Annotated in this window: 17 protein-coding genes; 7 read left to right on the top strand and 10 right to left on the bottom strand. The window is 62.3% G+C overall.

What is annotated here, in order from left to right:
• Positions 1-28: 28 nt before the first annotated feature.
• Entirely contained in the window at positions 29-514 is a 486-nt protein-coding gene (locus M0654_RS11585; protein WP_118848887.1) for a peroxiredoxin, read from the bottom strand.
• Positions 515-599: 85 nt separating this feature from the next.
• A complete protein-coding gene (locus M0654_RS11580; protein WP_248683220.1) occupies positions 600-1,415 on the bottom strand; it encodes a protein-disulfide reductase DsbD domain-containing protein in 816 nt (271 codons plus the stop codon).
• A 190-nt stretch (positions 1,416-1,605) separates the two neighbouring features.
• Between M0654_RS11580 and M0654_RS11575 the strand changes: the two genes are divergently transcribed.
• From M0654_RS11575 to M0654_RS11565, 3 genes are all read left to right on the top strand, one after another.
• Positions 1,606-2,211, top strand: a complete 606-nt coding sequence (locus M0654_RS11575) for a YqgE/AlgH family protein (protein WP_118848889.1) — start codon at positions 1,606-1,608, stop codon at positions 2,209-2,211.
• Positions 2,212-2,314: 103 nt separating this feature from the next.
• Positions 2,315-2,506 (top strand): CsbD family protein, encoded by a 192-nt coding sequence (locus M0654_RS11570; protein WP_118848890.1) that lies wholly within the window; start codon positions 2,315-2,317, stop codon positions 2,504-2,506.
• Between the two features lie 88 nt (positions 2,507-2,594).
• Positions 2,595-3,719, top strand: coding sequence for a zinc-binding metallopeptidase family protein (locus tag M0654_RS11565; RefSeq protein WP_248683358.1), 1,125 nt, complete (start codon positions 2,595-2,597; stop codon positions 3,717-3,719).
• On the opposite strand, the gene M0654_RS11560 is transcribed toward M0654_RS11565, so the two are convergent.
• From M0654_RS11560 to thrC, 4 genes are read right to left on the bottom strand one after another with little or no spacing between them, the layout of a single operon-like run.
• The gene (locus tag M0654_RS11560) at positions 3,676-6,537 is read right to left on the bottom strand and encodes an EAL domain-containing protein (RefSeq protein ID WP_390920157.1); all 2,862 of its coding nucleotides are present in this window, start codon (positions 6,535-6,537) and stop codon (positions 3,676-3,678) included. The genes M0654_RS11565 and M0654_RS11560 overlap by 44 nt on opposite strands.
• A 47-nt stretch (positions 6,538-6,584) precedes the next feature.
• The gene (locus tag M0654_RS11555) at positions 6,585-7,196 is read right to left on the bottom strand and encodes a GNAT family N-acetyltransferase (protein ID WP_118848892.1); all 612 of its coding nucleotides are present in this window, start codon (positions 7,194-7,196) and stop codon (positions 6,585-6,587) included.
• A 30-nt stretch (positions 7,197-7,226) separates the two neighbouring features.
• On the bottom strand, positions 7,227-8,525 hold the full coding sequence (locus tag M0654_RS11550; protein WP_118848893.1) for a M16 family metallopeptidase: 1,299 nt from the start codon (positions 8,523-8,525) through the stop codon (positions 7,227-7,229).
• A 34-nt stretch (positions 8,526-8,559) separates the two neighbouring features.
• The gene (thrC, locus tag M0654_RS11545; RefSeq protein WP_248683218.1) at positions 8,560-9,951 is read right to left on the bottom strand and encodes a threonine synthase; all 1,392 of its coding nucleotides are present in this window, start codon (positions 9,949-9,951) and stop codon (positions 8,560-8,562) included.
• Between the two features lie 147 nt (positions 9,952-10,098).
• Between thrC and M0654_RS11540 the strand changes: the two genes are divergently transcribed.
• Both M0654_RS11540 and M0654_RS11535 read left to right on the top strand, forming a co-directional pair.
• Positions 10,099-10,668 (top strand): PilZ domain-containing protein, encoded by a 570-nt coding sequence (locus M0654_RS11540; protein WP_248683357.1) that lies wholly within the window; start codon positions 10,099-10,101, stop codon positions 10,666-10,668.
• A 125-nt stretch (positions 10,669-10,793) separates the two neighbouring features.
• On the top strand, positions 10,794-13,682 hold the full coding sequence (locus M0654_RS11535) for an autotransporter outer membrane beta-barrel domain-containing protein (protein ID WP_248683217.1): 2,889 nt from the start codon (positions 10,794-10,796) through the stop codon (positions 13,680-13,682).
• Between the two features lie 6 nt (positions 13,683-13,688).
• Here M0654_RS11535 and M0654_RS11530 read toward each other — a convergent pair whose 3' ends face one another.
• Both M0654_RS11530 and M0654_RS11525 read right to left on the bottom strand, forming a co-directional pair.
• Positions 13,689-14,378 (bottom strand): HAD family hydrolase, encoded by a 690-nt coding sequence (locus M0654_RS11530; protein WP_118851446.1) that lies wholly within the window; start codon positions 14,376-14,378, stop codon positions 13,689-13,691.
• Positions 14,379-14,486: 108 nt separating this feature from the next.
• The gene (locus M0654_RS11525) at positions 14,487-15,167 is read right to left on the bottom strand and encodes an ArsR/SmtB family transcription factor (protein WP_248683216.1); all 681 of its coding nucleotides are present in this window, start codon (positions 15,165-15,167) and stop codon (positions 14,487-14,489) included.
• 71 nt (positions 15,168-15,238) lie between these two features.
• Here M0654_RS11525 and M0654_RS11520 point away from each other — a divergent pair, with 71 nt between their 5' ends.
• Both M0654_RS11520 and M0654_RS11515 read left to right on the top strand, forming a co-directional pair.
• On the top strand, positions 15,239-15,568 hold the full coding sequence (locus tag M0654_RS11520; protein WP_248683215.1) for an NIPSNAP family protein: 330 nt from the start codon (positions 15,239-15,241) through the stop codon (positions 15,566-15,568).
• Positions 15,565-15,912, top strand: coding sequence for an antibiotic biosynthesis monooxygenase family protein (locus M0654_RS11515; protein ID WP_248683214.1), 348 nt, complete (start codon positions 15,565-15,567; stop codon positions 15,910-15,912). The genes M0654_RS11520 and M0654_RS11515 overlap by 4 nt, the downstream gene beginning before the upstream one ends.
• Here the strand turns inward: M0654_RS11515 and M0654_RS11510 are convergent.
• Both M0654_RS11510 and M0654_RS11505 read right to left on the bottom strand, forming a co-directional pair.
• The gene (locus tag M0654_RS11510; protein WP_313791080.1) at positions 15,909-16,259 is read right to left on the bottom strand and encodes a HepT-like ribonuclease domain-containing protein; all 351 of its coding nucleotides are present in this window, start codon (positions 16,257-16,259) and stop codon (positions 15,909-15,911) included. The genes M0654_RS11515 and M0654_RS11510 overlap by 4 nt on opposite strands.
• Positions 16,259-16,555, bottom strand: a complete 297-nt coding sequence (locus M0654_RS11505; protein WP_248683213.1) for a nucleotidyltransferase family protein — start codon at positions 16,553-16,555, stop codon at positions 16,259-16,261. The genes M0654_RS11510 and M0654_RS11505 overlap by 1 nt, the downstream gene beginning before the upstream one ends.
• Positions 16,556-16,677: the final 122 nt, after the last annotated feature.

The following is a 16,677-nucleotide window of genomic DNA, read 5'->3' as shown; positions in this document are numbered from 1 at the left end:
GCGCTCTCAAATCAACACTGCAGAGACGTCAGAGCGCTTCAAGCATAGCTGCGGCGCCGGAAACCGTTGCCTGGCCCGGGCTTTCCTCGACGTTTAGCGACTTCACCACGCCGTTTTCGACCAGCATGGAATAACGCTTGGAGCGCACGCCGAGCCCGCCGCCGGAAAGGTCGGCATCCAGGCCGAGAGCCTTGGTGAAGGCACCGTCCCAGTCGGCGAGGAAGTGGATCTTGCCCATGCCGCCGGTATGCTGCGCCCAGGCCCCCATCACGTGCCAGTCGTTTACGGCAACAACGGCAATGTCATCGATTCCCTTGGCAAGAAACGCATCGCGGTTTTCCAGGAAGCCCGGCAGGTGGTTCAGCGTGCAGGTCGGCGTGAACGCGCCCGGCACGGCAAAGAGAATGACCTTCTTGCCGTCGAAGAGCTGCGACGTGGTGATCTCGACCGGGCCGTCGGCGGTCTTTTCTTTGAAGGTGGCGGCAGGCAGTTTGTCGCCGACTGCAATCGTCATCAGGCTCTCCTCGGTTGTGCGGACGCGGTATCGGTCCGGCAGGGTGAGGGGACTATAATGCGGCTCCCATGCAAGGCAAGCTGGCTTAGCGGAAGCTGAGCGAGCTTTCCATGGCGCGCTTGCCGGCAATCACCAGCACGCCCCATTGCTTGCCCTTGATGTCGTAGTTCTTGGGCAGCTTGCCGACCGGCATGTCGAGCGAATAGCTGTCGCCGTCCTGGGTGGCGTTCTGACCATCAAACAGCACATGCCCTTCCGGTCCCGTCACGATCACCTGCGGCGGCGTGGTCGAACCCGGCGGCAACTTGAGCTTCAGCGACAGCACGTCGTTGTTCTCGCTGATGGAATGGTCGGCGACTGCGAACTCGTCGGACGGCGCTTCAGGGATCTTGGACGCGGCGGCGTTGAGGATCATCGCTTCCTGCACCGGCGTGCCGCCCACGGCCTCAAGCTTCAGCGTAAAATCCGCCTGGAACGGAATGCAGATATTGCGGCAGAGGCCGACGAATGCCGACGCCGTCAGGTCCAGGGGCTGGCCGGGTTGGCGCACCTTGAGCTCGAACGGCAGCGATACCGGATGGTCGTAGCCAAGATCGCGAAGCTCGCCATTGTCGATCCGCTTCGGAACCGGGTAGGAGACACGCGTCAGTGTCGCACCATCCGCCTCGGGCAGCATGATCTGCGGCGGAATGCCCGCATCACCCGGCTCACGCCAATAGGTGATCCAGCCGGGCCGCGGCTCGATCTGCAACGCGCCGCGCACTGTCCCGTCGGGCTCCGGCGGCATGGCGACGATGCGCATCCGCCCGCCTTCATTGGTGGCCCAGGGTGAAATTTCCGCATGGCAAACGCCGGCCAAGCCAAGAGAACCGGCGACGAGGGCGGCGGGCGCCAGTTTCATGAGGTTTTTCAACCAGGAGTGCGTCATTGCGTTGCATGTAACGCAAGAGGCAGGCCGAGGCGAGTCACGACGCAACCATCGCAATCATATTCCGTTGATTGGATATGTCGGGTGCCCCATGTCCATTATCGTTTTTTGATATAAGCTTGATGAATAAAGAGTAGAGGCAGCGAGCGTGGCCGGAGGCAGTATGGTTTTGTCGACCCTCAAGCACGATAGGGAGCGCGGCTTCCTGGACGGCCAGTTCCTCATTGCCATGCCCGGCATGCAGGACGGCAATTTTGCGCGCGCAGTGGTCTATATCTGCGCCCATTCCGATGCCGGCGCGATGGGCTTCATCATCAATCGCGCCCAGGAAATCTCCTTTACGGACGTCCTCCTGCACCTGAAGCTCATGGAGGAGGCAGACACGATCATGCTGCCTCAGCCAACCCGCGACATTCCGATCCTTGCCGGTGGTCCGGTGGAAACCGGTCGTGGCTTCGTGCTTCATTCGGATGACTTCACCAGCGAGTCCTCCGTGCCGGTGAGCGAGGATATTTCATTAACGGCAACGCTGGATGTCATCCGCGCTATCTGCGACGGGCGTGGCCCGGCACGCGCGACCATGCTGCTCGGTTATGCCGGATGGGGCCCCGGACAGCTGGAGATGGAAATTGCCGCCAATGGCTGGCTCAACTGCCCGTCGACGGATGAGCTGATTTTCGACACTGCTCTCGAGGAGAAATACGAGCGGGCGCTGGCTCTCCTTGGCGTCAGCCCGGAGATGCTCTCCAGTGAAGCTGGCCACGCCTGACGCGACCCAACGCTTATTTCGACAAGAGCGGAACGAAGACTCCGGACCCGCGTTCTCTTCTGGCAAGGCGCGAGAAAGCGCCGCAAAAATGAGGAGTTACGTTATGGGAAGCACCAGCGACAAGATGTCCGGGAAGGCCAATGAACTGGCTGGCAAGGTCAAGCAGGCTGCAGGCGACATGACCGACGACCACAGCCTGAAGGCAAAGGGTGCCGGCCAGGAAGCCAAGGGTCACGCACAGCAGGCCAAGGGCAATCTGAAGCAGGCCGCCAAGGATGTTGTAGACCGCGCCTAACGGTCACAACTGCATTCTCTTTCAAAAACCTGTTCCGGTTCGGCTGGAGCAGGTTTTCTGTATGGGCAAGCCAGAATGGATCTCACCGATGCGCCTCTACGACTGTGATCATTGCGGCCAACCGATCTTTTTCGACAACCGCTCCTGCGTGAACTGCGGTCATCGGCTTGCCTTCGTTCCCGAACAGCTTGCCATGCATGCGCTGGAACAGGAGGACGGGGCGGAGGGCACATGGCATCTCATCGCCAAGCCGGAGCACAAGGTGCGGCTTTGCGCAAACGCGGCCATGGACGTCTGCAACTGGACGGTTCTTGCCGATGATCCGAACCCGTTCTGCCCAGCCTGCCGCCACAATCGCCTCGTGCCCGATGCATCGACGGAGGAGGGGCTCAGTCAGTGGCGGCGCATCAGCCAGGCGCAGCGGCATCTCTTTTATTCCCTGATGCGCTGGAACCTGCCGCGCACCAACCGGGAAGAGGATCCGGAAGGCGGCCTGGTGTTCGATTTCCTCGTCGACGAGGTCAAGGAGGATGGCTCGGTCGTGCCCGCGATGACAGGCTACGAAGACGGCCTCATTGCCATTCGTGCGGCCGAAGCCGATGACCTGACGCGCGAGCAGGTTCGGGTCTCGATGAACGAGCCGTACCGCACGATGCTCGGGCACTTCCGGCACGAGACCGGACATTACATCTGGGACAAGCTGGTGCGCGACGGCGGCAAGATCGAAGAATTCCGCGCCGTCTTCGGCGACGAGCAGGCTGATTACGGTGAGGCGCTACGGCGCAACTATGAAGAAGGCCCGCCGCCGGAGTGGCAGCAGTTCCATATCAGCACCTATGCCAGCACCCATCCCTGGGAAGATTTCGCCGAAAGCTTCGCGCACTATCTCCACATCGTTGATACACTGGAGACGGCGCGCGCCTACGGCATGTCGATCGAGCCGCGCCGGCATGAGGAGCTTGCCGCCGAGGTCGCCTTCAACCCGTATAATGCAAAGAGCGCCGAGCAGCTTGTCTCGGCCTGGATCCCGTTCAGCGTGGCGATCAACAGCCTGCACCGGTCCATGGGTGTCCCGGACCTTTATCCCTTCATCCTGACGCCGGCGGTGGTGGAGAAGCTTGAGTTCATCCACCAACTGATCCATTCGGCGCATCAGGCGCCGGGAGCGGTCACGCCCGCTTCGTCAGCGGAAAGCGCTCCTTCAGGAGCTTGATGACTGCATCGGCCGGGGCGGGCGGGCCGAACAGGAAGCTCTGGCCGAAATGGCAACCCATTTTGGCGAGATCTGCCGCATCGTCGTCGGTCTCGATGCCCTCCGCCACCACGGTCATGTCGAGCGCGCGGGCCATGGCGATGACCGAGCGCAGCAGGATCGTGCGCTTTTCCGCACCGCCGCCGACCAGTTCCTTGTCGAGCTTGATCGTATCGAACGGGAACTGCGTGAGGCAGGCGAGCGATGAGTAGCCGGTGCCGAAATCGTCGAGCGCAAGGCTCAAGCCCGTTTCCTTCAGCTTTCCAAGAACAAGCCGCGCCTGTTCCGGGTTTTCCATCATCAGGGATTCAGTCAGTTCCAGCTTCAACTGGTGCGGGTCGATCTGCGTCTTCTGCAGCAGCGTTCGCACGTCATTGTAGAGATCGGCGTTGAGAAGCTGGGCGCTCGAGAGATTGACCGATACGAAGACGGGAAGATCACCCGTCTGCCGCTGCCAGTTCATCAGGTCGGTTGCGGCCCGGTCCATGGCAAACAGCCCGAGCGGTCCGATGAGATCAGAAGTTTCCGCGATGGGGATAAATTCCGATGGCGGAATTGGCCCGCGCTTCGGGTGGTCCCAGCGCATCAGTGCTTCGAAGCCGGCGATCTCGCCGTCCTTCAGCCGGATGATTGGCTGGTAGGCGAGCGACAGTTCCTTGCGCTCGATGGCGCGGCGAAGATCGGTCTCGATCTGCAGCTTGTCGGTTCCGGCGGAGCGGAAGGCAGGGCGGAAAGGTTCGACTCGATTGCCGCCGCTGCGCTTGGCGCGATACATGGCAAGTTCCGCATCGGCCAGCATGCCGACAGCGCTTTCCTGCTGGTCCACCCAGGAGGCAAGGCCGATCGAGGCGGTAAGGATGATCTCGCGGTTGGCGAAATTGATCGGCACCATGATCGCCTTGGAGACGGCGTCGGCGAACTCCGCAACCTTGGCTGGATCGCGTTCCGAAACCAGGATCAGGCCGAATTGGTCGCCGGCGAGCCGCGCAAGCGTATCCTGCGGCTTCAGCAGGCGGCGCAGGCGCCGCGTCAGCGCGATGAGGATATTGTCGCCGGCAGCAATGCCGAGGCTGTCGTTCACCTGCTTGTAGCGGTCGATATCGACCGACATCACCGTCGGGCGAACGGTCTCGCCACCCGGTGCGAGGGCCAGCACGGCCTGCAGACGGTCAAGGAAAAGCTGGCGGTTCGGCAGGCCGGTGAGGTTGTCGTGCAGGGCATCCTGCAGCAGCCGCTCGACGGAATTCTTCTGTTCGGTCACGTCAACGATGGTGCCGACGCAGCGAATGATTTCGCCGTTCGAGCCAAGCACCGGACGCGCGCGAATCTGCAGCCAGTGGAAATGACCATCCTCGGCACGCACCCGGAATTCGTGGTGCAGGCGGCCGCGGCGATGCTCAAGCAACACGTCGAGCGTCGCCCGGAAACGGTCCCGGTCATCCGGATGCAGCCGCGGCACCCAGTTGCGTACCGCGCCGTCCATGGAGCCTGGCGCAAGGCCGAGCCGTAGCGAGATATCCGGTGTGGTGACGACGCGGTCGCGCGCCACGTCCCAATCCCAGACCGTGTCGCCGCTGCCGGTCAGCGCCAGCGATTGCCGCTCGAGATCCGAGAACAGCCCCTGCTGGTAGGCGCCGCCGGCAAAGGCATGCTGCATGACGGTGAAGCCGATCAGGAGCACGATCAGCACGAGGCCACCGCCGAGCGCCGGCTGGATGATGTCGTTGTCGAGCTTGCCCATCACGGTCAGCCAGCCGCCGAACAGCCACACCAGGATCAGTGCCCAGGTCGGCACGAGCAGGATCGCCCGATCGTAGCGGTTGAAGCCGAGATAGATGATGAGCAGGATGCCCGCCGTACCCGTCAGCGCAAAGGAGATGCGCGCGATGCCGGAGGCGACGGACGGATCATAAACCGCGACACCGCCAAGCAGCACCAGCCCGACGATCCAGGCGAGCGTCGCGTAACCAAGGTGCACGTGCCAGCGGTTGAGGTTCAGGTAGGTGAAGAGGAAGATCACCAATGAGGAGGCGAGCGCCACTTCCGCGCCCGCCCGCCAGATGCGCTGGTCGCTCGAGGTGATGGTGATGAGCTTGTCGAGGAAACCGAAATCGACGCAGATATAGGCGAGCACCGCCCAGGCGAGCGCCGCCGCGGCCGGCAGCATCGAGGTGCCCTTGACCACGAAAAGGATGGTCAGGAACACGGCAAGCAAGCCGGCGATGCCGAGCACGATGCCGCGATAAAGCGTAAAGGCGTTGACCGTGTCCTTGTAGGCGTCCGGCTGCCAGAGATAGATCTGCGGCAGTGACGGCGACGTGAGTTCGGCAACAAAGGTAATGGTCGCGCCGGGATTGAGCGTGATGCTGAAGACGTCGGCATCCGGGCTCGGCTCGCGGTCCAGCGCGAAACCTTCCGACGGCGTGATCGAGATGATGCGCTGCGACCCGAGGTCCGGCCAGAACATCTTGGAGTTCACCAGCCGAAAATGCGGCGCGACAATCACCCGTTCCAGCTGTTCTTCGGAGACGTTGGAGAGCGCAAAAACGGCCCAGTCGCCCTGGTGGCCAGGCGAGCTTGCGCGCACTTCGATACGCCGGCGAATGCCGTCCGAACCGGCGGCGGTCGAGACCTGAAAGGCCTCGCCCTGGTTGGTGTAGATGTCGGTGGTGCGGGTAAGATCGAGCGCCGTGTCGTCCCGGGAGATTTTAACCGGCTCTGCGGCCGATGTGCTCGAAGGTGCGAGCAGCGCAATCAACGGCAAAAGAATGACGACGATCGCTGGAAACAGGCGAACCAGCGATGCAAGGCGGGATCTGCGCATGGTCATGGCTTTTGGAGCTTCCTCGGATCACCGTCTTCGGACAAGCGGGAGAACATCACGTGATCGCGCCATTCGCCATTGATTTTGAGGTATTTGCGCAAAAGACCTTCCCGTTCGAAGCCGGCCTTCTCGAGAAGCCGGATGCTTTTCCAGTTTTCCGGAATACAGGCTGCCTCGATCCGGTGCAACTGAAGTCCGGTATAGATGTAGGGGATAGCCACCTGCAATGCGGCCAACATATGGCCCTGACCGGCATATCGCTCGCCCATCCAGTATCCGATCATGCAACTCTGTGCAGCACCGCGGCGGATGTAGCCGATCGTCAGTCCCCCAACGAGGATCTCATCCTCTCGCCGGAAGACAAGAAGCGGTACGGCGAGCCCGGAGGAATATTCCTGGCCGCTGCGCACGACACGGGCGCGAAAGGCGCTTTCGGTCAGCTCGTCACTGCGCCAGATCGGCTCCCACGGCTGCAGGAAGTTGCGGCTTTCGGAGCGCAGCCGCTGCCACTGCTTGTAGTCGCCATAACGGGGGAGGCGGAGCAGATGGTTTTCGCCAAGAAGCTCGGGCGTTTCCGGCTGTCGCGAAAGAAACCGAAACACCGACTTCGACATTCTGCTGCGCTCCGGGCAGGTGTTGCCGGATTAACCGGCAGCCTTCTTGGTCTCGATGCCCGGCGAAGACAGCGCTGCGGTAATCTCCGCCAATGGCGCCAGTTGTTCGATCGGACCGACCGCTGACAATGTCGGAACTGTATCGAAAAACAGCCGTCCGGCAAGGTCCGTCAGGCGCTCGGTGGTGAGCCCTGCGAGCCGCTCCATCATCTCGTCATTGGGGATCGGGCGGCCATAGAGCATCATCTGCCGGGCGATCTGTCCGGCGCGTGCGGCCGGGCTTTCCTGTCCCATCAGAAGCTGGGCGCGGATCTGGGCGCGGGCCCGGTCGATTTCCTGCTGGTGCACCGTTTCCGAGCACTTGCGCAGTTCATCGAGGATCACCGGCACGAGTTTCGGAAGGTCATCGGCGCCGGTCGCGGCATGGATGCCGAAGATGCCCGTATCGGAGAAACCCCAGTGGAAAGCGTAAACCGAGTAGCAGAGGCCACGGTTTTCGCGCACTTCCTGGAAGAGGCGCGAGGACATGCCGCCGCCCAGGATGTTCGCCAGAAGCTGCGAACAATAGAAGTCGCGCATGTGGTAGGCCTTGCCCTCAAAGCCGATCAGCACCTGCGCATCCATGAGGTCGCGGACCTCGCGGACCTCGCCGCCGACATAACGGGCGACATCAAGGACCGGCTGGGCGCTCGGCTTGGTCGGCAGCTTGGCGAACCGCGTTTCCACCTGCTTCACGAAAGCATCGTGATCAACGGCGCCGGCGGCCACCACGAACATGCGGTCGGTGGTGTAGTTGCGGGACAGGTAGTTGCGGATCTGGTTCGGCGTGAAGCTCTTCACAGTTTCCGGCGTTCCCAGAATCGGGCGCCCGAGCGTCTGGTCGCGGTAGGCGACCTCGGAGAAGCGGTCGAAGATCACGTCGTCCGGCGTGTCGTTTGCCGCGCCGATTTCCTGCAGGATCACGTGTTTTTCGCGGCGCAGTTCCTCCTCGTCGAATTCCGACTCGGTGAGGATGTCGGCCAGGATATCGACGGCCAGCGGCACATGGTCTTTCAGGACGCGGGCATAATAGGAAGTGGTTTCGGTCGAGGTGGCGGCGTTGAGTTCGCCGCCGACGTTTTCGATCTCTTCGGCGATGTCGCGGGCGCTTCGGCGACTGGTGCCCTTGAAGGCCATGTGTTCCAGAAGATGGGCGATGCCGTGCTCATCTTCCGTCTCGTTGCGCGATCCCGACTTGATCCAGACACCCAGCGCGACGCTCTCCAGATGCGGCATGTTTTCGGTGACGACAGTCAGGCCGGAGGCGAGCCGAGTGATTTCTACAGTCATATCTTTTCTTTCCGGCGCCGCCGATACTTAGCACTCAAGCGCGGGCATGCTGGTCGATGAAGGACTCGACGGCCTTAAGCTCAGGCTCCAAGATATCGAAGCGCTCCTCCCTTTGCATAAGATCAGCAAGCCATGATGGAAGGGGTGGATCAATTCCGCAAGCGGATTTTACCGCGGCCGGGAATTTGGCCGGATGCGCGGTAGCAAGCGTCACCATCGGGCTCAGCGGGCGGGCGTTCTTCTGCGCCACGAAGACACCGGTGGCCGTATGGGGGTCGAGAAGGTAGCCGGTGGCGTCGAGCGTTTCGCGAATGGTCGCGGCAACTTGGCGTTCGGTGGCGCGGCCGGCGCGGAACTCGCGCTTGATCGCCTTCAGCGTGTCCGGCTTGATCTCGAAGGCGCCAGACTGTTTCAGGCTCGCCATGGACGAGCGCACGGCGGCGGCATCGCGACCGTAGGATTCAAACAGCAGGCGTTCGAAGTTGGACGAGATCTGGATGTCCATGGAGGGCGAAGTCGTCGCCTTGACGCCCTTCATCTCGTAACGGCCGGTCTTCAGCGTGCGCGCCAGGATGTCGTTGTCGTTGGTGGCAATCACCAGCCGGTCGATCGGCAGGCCCATTTTCTTCGCCACATAGCCAGCGAAGATGTCGCCGAAATTGCCGGTCGGCACGGTGAAGGAGACCTTGCGGTCCGGTGCGCCGAGCGCCACGGCCGAGGTGAAGTAATAGACCACCTGCGCCATGATGCGCGCCCAGTTGATGGAGTTGACGCCCGACAGGCTGACGCGCTCGCGGAAGGCGACGTCGTTGAACATCTCCTTTACGAGGTTCTGGCAGTCGTCGAAATTACCCTCGATGGCGAGCGCATGGACGTTGCCGGCCTTCGAGGTCGTCATCTGGCGCTGCTGGACAGGGGACACCTTGCCATGCGGGAAAAGGATGAAGATGTCGGTGCGCTCGCGGCCCGCGAAGGCATCGATCGCCGCGCCACCGGTATCGCCCGAGGTGGCCCCGACGATGGTTGCCCGTTCGCCGCGCTCGGCAAGCACGTAGTCCATCAGCCGCGCAAGCAACTGCATGGCAACGTCCTTGAACGCCAGCGTCGTGCCATGGAAGAGCTCAAGCACGAAGTCGTTCGGCCCGACCTGCACGAGCGGCGCCACGGCCGGGTGCCGGAAGGTGGCATAGGCTTCGCTGATCATGTCCTTGAGCTTGTCGTCGGGGATCTCGCCGTCCACGAAATGCTTCAGGACTTCAAAAGCGACGTCCTGGTACGACTTGCCGCGGAAGCCGCGGATCTCCTTCTTCGAGAGGGTCGGCCATTCACGAGGCACATAAAGACCGCCGTCCCGGGCAAGGCCCGCCAGAAGCGCATCACGAAATCCGAGGGCTGGAGCTTCGCCCCGGGTAGAAATGTAGTCCACGACCTTCAATCCCCAATCGATTTTTATTCGCGCCGCTGATATAGACCATCGAAATGGGCGGTGAAAGACCGGATTATGACGCTCCGGTTCGCCAAGAACCATGACCGTATCGAAGGTCATCACTGGGATGGAAGAGGGTTGAGTAGCGTGTCTGGCAAGTTTTCGCGTGGTCTTCTGGCGGTTTCCCTGGTAGCGGCTCTTGCAGGCTGCAACTCTTCTTCCCCAACCGAAGGTCTTGCCCCCACGGCCCAGGCATCCGCCCAGCCGGCCGCAACCCCCGTTGTCCAGGCCTATTGCCCGCAGGTCGTCATGCTTGAGCAGACGGCGATCTACCAGGCTTATGCCCGCGGTGGCGAAAAGACCCCGGAAAAGCTTCTCTACCAGGCCTCGCTCGTCGATGCGACGCGCCAGTGCACGGCAAACGAAACCACCATGACGATCAACGTGGTCGCGCAGGGCCGTCTCGTGCAGGGCCCGGCTGGATCACCCGGTCCCGTGACGCTGCCGGTCCTGGTCGAAGTGCTGGATGGCGACACCGTCGTTTCCTCCCAGAAGGTTGCCTTCCCGGTGGATATTCCAGCCGGTGCCACGCAGTTCATCTTCAACAAGCCGGACGTGCAGATCCCGAACAGCCAGGGTGGCGCCTCGCGCTTCACCCGCGTTCGCCTTGGCTTCGACACCGGCACCACGACCAAGCGCCCGAACCGCCGCGGCTGATGGTTGGCTTGACGCCGCATTAACGCGCGGCGTTAAAGCCTGATTAACCATAAATTCCTACCCTGACGAATATATCGCGGAGGGCTTCGAGCCCTCGGCGTCTTCTGACGTTAGGGAATGAAGCAATGGCTGAGGCGAAGGAATCGGGCGCGAGACCACGGCTGCGCCTTTATTCCGCGCTCCTGTCGCTCGCTGTCCTTCCTCCCTTGACGGCCGTGGCGCAATCCACTTGGACCGGCGCCGGCGGCAGTGATTTTTCCGATGGCACCAACTGGGATACTGCCCCGGCGGCGCCCGGCGCCGGTGATGCCGCGGTCATTCCGTCCGGTACGCCCATCGCCGGCAGCAGCGCCGAAGTGCGCACGCTTGATGTCTCCGGCGGCACGCTGAAGGTTGATGCAGACCTGACCGTCTCGGATGGCACCCAGATCTCCGGCACGGGCCGCGTCGAGGTTTCGACCGGTGGCGAATTGAACTCCAATGTCGGCTTGACGGGCGGTTATCTTGGCGTCTCCGGCACGTTGACTGGCGATGTGAACGGCTCCGGCGGCACCTTCATCAACGATGGCACTGTCGACGGCCAGGCCGGGATCAACGGCGGCACCCTCACCAACAACGGGACGCTCCGGGATCTCGGCATCACGTCGGGCGGCATCGTCACCAACAATGCGACGGCCACCGTGACGGGTACGACCGGTGTCGAGAACGGATCCCTGACCAACAACGGTGCGCTGAATGCCATCGATGTCGGCTCCGCCGGCATCTTCACCAACAACAGCGGCGCATCTGCCGGCGCCGTGACGAATGCAGGGACGGCATCCAACGCCGGCAGCGTCTCCTCGCTCAACAATACCAGCGGTTCATTCACCAACGGCTCGGGCGGGACCATCACCGGCAACACGACTGTCGCCGGTGGCACGGTCACCAACAACTTCTTGGTGACGGATGTCGACGTCGCGGAAGCCGCCGCCTTCATCAACAATGCGGGTGCAACTGCCGGAGCGGTCACCAATGCCGGGACAAGCTCGAACGGCGGCACGATCGCCTCGCTCGATAATACCGGCGGATCGTTCACCAACAACAACGGCGGTACCCTCACGGGCACGACCACGGTCACGGGGGGCACGGTCACCAACAACTTCGTAGTGACGGATGTCGACGTTGCGGAGGCCGCTGAATTCGTCAACAATCTCGGCGCGACGGCCAGTGTCGTCACCAATGCCGGCACCGCCTCGAATGCCGGGACGGTCGCGGCACTGACGAATACCGGTGGCACCTTCAGCAACAATGCGGGCGGCACCATCACCGGAACCACCACCGTCACCGGCGGCACGGTGACGAACAATTCGGCGATGGCGGACGTGGACGTCGCGGCAGGCGGCACCTTCGTTAACAATTCCGCCGGTAACGCCGGTGCCGTGAGCAATGCCGGTGCGGGCTCGAACGACGGGACAATGGCCTCACTCACCATTACGGGCGGCGGTTTTGCCAACACTGGCACGATTACGGGCGCAGCCACCGTAACAGGCGGCACGCTGGTGAACGACGGCACGGTCTCGGGCACGGTCGCGATCTATACCGGCGGCATCCTGGCGGGCACGGGGTCCACCGGCGGGCTGACCGTCGGGGCAGGGGGCGTCGTTTCGCCGGGACCGGGTTTCGCGACGATCAGCGTTACCGGTGACGTCACCTTCGAGGCTGACTCCACCTACCGCGCCGATATCGATCCTTCGGGTCTCTCCGATCGCATTGACGCAACCGGCGCCGTGACCATCGACGGTGGCACGCTCCAAATCCTCGCCGCAAGCGGCAGCTACGCGCCGACCACGATCTACACTCTGCTGACCGGCAGCAGCGTTTCTGGCGAATTTGACGCGGTGACGACTGATCTCGCCTTCCTGTCTCCCACGGTGACCTATGGGGCAGGCGACGTTTCGCTCGAAATCGAGCGCAATAGTGTCGCCTTTGCCGATGTCGCCGATACCGCCAATGGCCGCTCCACCGCCGCTGCAGTCGAGGCGCTGGACCCTGCCAATCCGCTGTTCAGTTCGATCCTGCCGCTCGACGCCGGCACCGCCCGTACGGCCTTCAGCCAGCTCAGCGGCGAGACCCATGCATCACTGAAGAGCGCGCTGTTCCAGGATAGCCGCTTCCTGCGCGGCACGATCATCGACCGCGCTACCGGTGCTGCGCCAACAGTTGAACTTGGCGGTGGCAGCCTGTGGTTCGCGACTTTCGGCGCCACCTCCCGTTTCGGGAGCGACGGCAATGCCTCTGGCTTTACCGGCCGGACCGGTGGCTTGGTGGCAGGTGCGGATGGCGAAGTTGTTGATCGTCTTCGACTTGGCGGTCTCTTGGGCTACAGCCAAACTTGGGCAGGGCGCGAGGCAGATGTCGAGAGCTACCATGCCGGCCTCTACGCCGTTGCCGACTGGCAGCCGCTGACCTTCACAGGCGGCGCGCTTTATGCCTGGAATCAGGTCTCGACGGACCGCTCCATCGATTTCGGTAACTTCTCCGATCGCCTGAAGGCCAATTACGACAGCCGCACGGCGCAGGTGTTTGGCGATCTCGCCTGGACCGTACCGGCTGGCGATGTCGTGCTGCAGCCCTTTGCCAATCTCGCTTATATCCACCTCGATACCGACCGCTTTACCGAAAGCGGTGGCGCAGCGGCCTTGACCGGACGGGGCGGCAGCGAGGGGATTGGCCTTGCGACGCTTGGCCTGCGCTGGTCGGCTGATATTCCGGGTGAACTTCCGGCGACCTTCTCCGGCATGTTCGGATGGCGCCGTGGCGTCGGTGACCTGGCGCCATCAACGGCGCTAGCCTTCGCAGGCGCAAGCCCGTTCATGATCGAAGGCGTGACCCTGGCGCGCGACAGCGCCGTCGTTGAGGCGGGCGTCAGCGCGCAATTGTCGAGAACCGCACGATTGAAGTTCACCTATAGCGGCGAGTTCGCCGGCGATCTCGCCGTTCATGCGCTCAAGGCCAATTTCAGCGTCGATTTCTGACCGCGGTCAGAGCGCGCCTTCCCATTCCACCAGCGCGGAAACCACCGCCGGCAGGTCGCTCATGCGCGAAATCACGGTTTCGGCGCCGGCATCGGTCAGCCGGTCGGCATGGCTGGGATAGGTATGTGACGCGCCGGTAAAGCCGACGACGCGCATGCCGGCCGCCCTTGCACCATGGATGCCGTGCACCGAATCCTCGACCACCAGGCACTTGTCCGGTGACACGCCGAACTGCTTTGCACCATGCAGGAAGATGTCCGGCTTCGGTTTCACGCGATCGGCGCCGAGATCCTTGGCGGAAAACACATGCGGCGCGAAATATGGCTTCAAGCCGACCTTTTCCAGCATCATGTCGAGGCGGTGCGAGCTTGAGTTCGAGCAGATGCAGCGCGGGGTGGTGAGCCGCGACAGCGCGAACTTGACGCCGTCAATGATCTTCACGTCTCGCGCCAGCCTTGCGTCGAGCAGCTTTTCCGACTTGTCCAGCAGCGAGGCCGACAGCGGGATGTTCGCTTCCTTTTCCACCTGCAGCAGGATGTTCTTCCAGGTCATGCCGGCAAAGCGCTCGCCCATTTCCTCGACGCTGATCGGATAACCCGCCTCCGTCAGCAGCCGGGATTCGACCTGGGCCGCAATGATTTCGGAATCGACGAGCACGCCGTCACAGTCGAAGATGATGAGGTCGAAACCGCTCATGGAAGATGCCTTGTCCTGGAAATTGGTCACGGGCCTCTTATACCGCCGGCCGCCAAAGCTCAATCGACAGTCCTGCATGGCTGCTGGTAGCGGGGCGAGGGGCCGGTTCTAGAGGGGAAACAGCGAAAGGAAGCGACGTTCGCCTTCGGGCGTGAACAGCACTGCACGGCTTTCGCTGCTGCGCCGCGCCCAGCCGTTGTCGAGGAAGTGCTGGAACAGCGCCTTGCCGAGCGTGCCGGCGAGATGCGACCGCCTTTCGCTCCAATCGAGGCATGACTTGCAGAGTGGCCTGCGACTTGGCGCAAGCTTCTCCAGGTCTATGCCGAGCTCGCTGATGGCCTGCCGTCCGCTACTCGTCACCGCCAGGTTCTCGCCATCCGTTTCGATCACTTCCCGGGCGATGAAGCTGTCAAGGATCCGTACGCCGTAGTCTCCGGCAAGGTGATCGTAGCAGACGCGCGCCTTGCGCAGAGCCGGATCCTTGGGACCCGGCCGTTGGCGCAGGTGTCCACGGCTGGCGGCAAAACCCATGATGCTTTCGAGCAGGCTGCCTGCCGCCGAATCCGCCAGGGCAAAATACCTGTGCCGGCCCTGCTTGCGTTGGGTGATCAGCCCGCCGTCCTGCAGCTTGGAGAGGTGCGAACTTGCGGTCTGCAGCGAGACGCTGGCCGCTTGCGCCAGCTCCGTTGCGGTCAGCGCCTGGCCACCCATCAATGCGGTGAGCATGTTGGCGCGGGCGGGGTCGCCAATCAATGTGCCGATACGGGCGATGTCCGGGCCTTCCTTCATACTTCGATCTTAACCGAAGCATTCACGTTCGGCAATGTGCGAGAACGGGGTCGCACGAAGGAGTGAAGACCATGATCACCTGTTTCATCCGCTACGAAATCGACCCGTTCAAGCGCCCGGCTTTTGCAGACTATTCCCGCAACTGGGGGCAGTGCATTCCGCGATGCGGTGCCGATCTCATCGGTTATTTCGGGCCACATGAGGGTTCGGCCACCACGGCTTACGGCGTCTACAACATCGAAAGCCTCGCCGCCTATGAGGCTTATCGGCAGCGTCTGTCGGCCGACCCCTTGGGCAAGGAAAACCACGTTTTCGCCCAGCGTGAACGCTTCATCCTCAAGGAGGACCGGATCTTTCTCAAGAACCTTTCCACCCCACACCTCGAAAGGACCCAGCCATGATCGCGGTCATCTTCGAAGTCTTGCCTTACCTCGGCGAGCGGCATCGCTACCTTGATCTTGCGGGCGAATTGCGCGCCGAGCTCGAGACGATCGACGGCTTTATCTCCATTGAACGCTTCGAAAGCCTGACGACGCGCGGCAAACTGCTGTCCTTGAGTTTCTGGCGTGACGAGGAAGCGGTGCGCGCCTGGCGCAATGTCGAGGCGCATCGGGCGGCGCAGAAGGCGGGCCGGGGCAGCATCTTTGCCGACTATAGCCTGCGCATCGGCCACATCGTGCGGGACTATGGCATGATTGAACGGGCAGAGGCGCCGGTCGATAATCGGGAGGTGCATGCGGGTTAGCTACGGTCTCCCAAGTCGCGCAAGATAGCGTCGATGGCGATGCGAAGTCGCGGTATCTCGTCCACGATCACGCCCCAGATGATCGTGTCCGACAGACCATGATATTCGTGTCTCAAGACGTTGCCGATTCCCTTGACCTTCGGCCATGGAACTTCGGGACGAGAGGCCTTGAGGTCATCTGGGATCCTGCGGCTTGCCTCAGAGATGATCTCGACGGCTCGCTCCAGCCCTAGTCGCAGGATCGCATTGTTCTGGTAATCGGCGAATGTCACAGCGTCCGTTGCACGCTCGATGATCGTGATCGCCTCACGGATGTCGTAGAGGAAGTGCCGAAACTCTCGCGACATCAGAAGACCTTCAGAGCAGAACTCTCGATGCGGTTCTTGAGGATCGGATGGAGGCTGTCGCGGGTCGTCACGTCGACAGACAGATCCAGTTCGTCCTCCAGAAACAGCTTGATGCCAACCAGATCGAAGGCGTTGAAGCGGCTCTGCGGGTCATAGTCGATAAACAGGTCGAGGTCGCTGTCTGGGCCTGCCTCGTCGCGGGCAACCGAGCCGAAAAGGTAAAGCGACGTCGCGCCGAGCGCCCGCACGGCCTCAGCGCGCTGTTTGAGTTTGTCGAGCGCTTCTTCCTTCTTCATGCCCTTGAATGTAGCGCGCTTTGGGCCGTCATGCCAGCGGGCACATTTTTCGCGAAATCGGACACGGCTTCAGGCTTTGGTAACCAAAGTAGGTAACCATAACAGCCAGTAAACGAGTATAG

The organism is Neorhizobium turbinariae (assembly GCF_023223505.1).
GTDB classification, from domain to species: Bacteria; Pseudomonadota; Alphaproteobacteria; order Rhizobiales; family Rhizobiaceae; genus Neorhizobium; species Neorhizobium turbinariae.
This window is presented reverse-complemented; position numbering and strand designations above follow the sequence as displayed.

Excerpts from the sequence above, each read along its gene's own strand:
- M0654_RS11575 (WP_118848889.1), top strand. The coding sequence starts at position 1,606 with ATGGTTTTGTCGACCCTCAAGCACGATAGGGAGCGCGGCTTCCTGGAC.
- M0654_RS11515 (WP_248683214.1), top strand. The coding sequence starts at position 15,565 with ATGATCGCGGTCATCTTCGAAGTCTTGCCTTACCTCGGCGAGCGGCAT.
- M0654_RS11570 (WP_118848890.1), top strand. The coding sequence starts at position 2,315 with ATGGGAAGCACCAGCGACAAGATGTCCGGGAAGGCCAATGAACTGGCT.
- M0654_RS11585 (WP_118848887.1), bottom strand. The coding sequence starts at position 514 with ATGACGATTGCAGTCGGCGACAAACTGCCTGCCGCCACCTTCAAAGAA.
- M0654_RS11555 (WP_118848892.1), bottom strand. The coding sequence starts at position 7,196 with ATGTCGAAGTCGGTGTTTCGGTTTCTTTCGCGACAGCCGGAAACGCCC.
- M0654_RS11550 (WP_118848893.1), bottom strand. The coding sequence starts at position 8,525 with ATGACTGTAGAAATCACTCGGCTCGCCTCCGGCCTGACTGTCGTCACC.
- M0654_RS11520 (WP_248683215.1), top strand. The coding sequence starts at position 15,239 with ATGATCACCTGTTTCATCCGCTACGAAATCGACCCGTTCAAGCGCCCG.
- M0654_RS11580 (WP_248683220.1), bottom strand. The coding sequence starts at position 1,415 with ATGAAACTGGCGCCCGCCGCCCTCGTCGCCGGTTCTCTTGGCTTGGCC.
- M0654_RS11525 (WP_248683216.1), bottom strand. The coding sequence starts at position 15,167 with ATGAAGGAAGGCCCGGACATCGCCCGTATCGGCACATTGATTGGCGAC.
- M0654_RS11510 (WP_313791080.1), bottom strand. The coding sequence starts at position 16,259 with ATGTCGCGAGAGTTTCGGCACTTCCTCTACGACATCCGTGAGGCGATC.
- M0654_RS11530 (WP_118851446.1), bottom strand. The coding sequence starts at position 14,378 with ATGAGCGGTTTCGACCTCATCATCTTCGACTGTGACGGCGTGCTCGTC.
- M0654_RS11505 (WP_248683213.1), bottom strand. The coding sequence starts at position 16,555 with ATGAAGAAGGAAGAAGCGCTCGACAAACTCAAACAGCGCGCTGAGGCC.
- M0654_RS11565 (WP_248683358.1), top strand. The coding sequence starts at position 2,595 with ATGCGCCTCTACGACTGTGATCATTGCGGCCAACCGATCTTTTTCGAC.
- M0654_RS11535 (WP_248683217.1), top strand. The coding sequence starts at position 10,794 with ATGGCTGAGGCGAAGGAATCGGGCGCGAGACCACGGCTGCGCCTTTAT.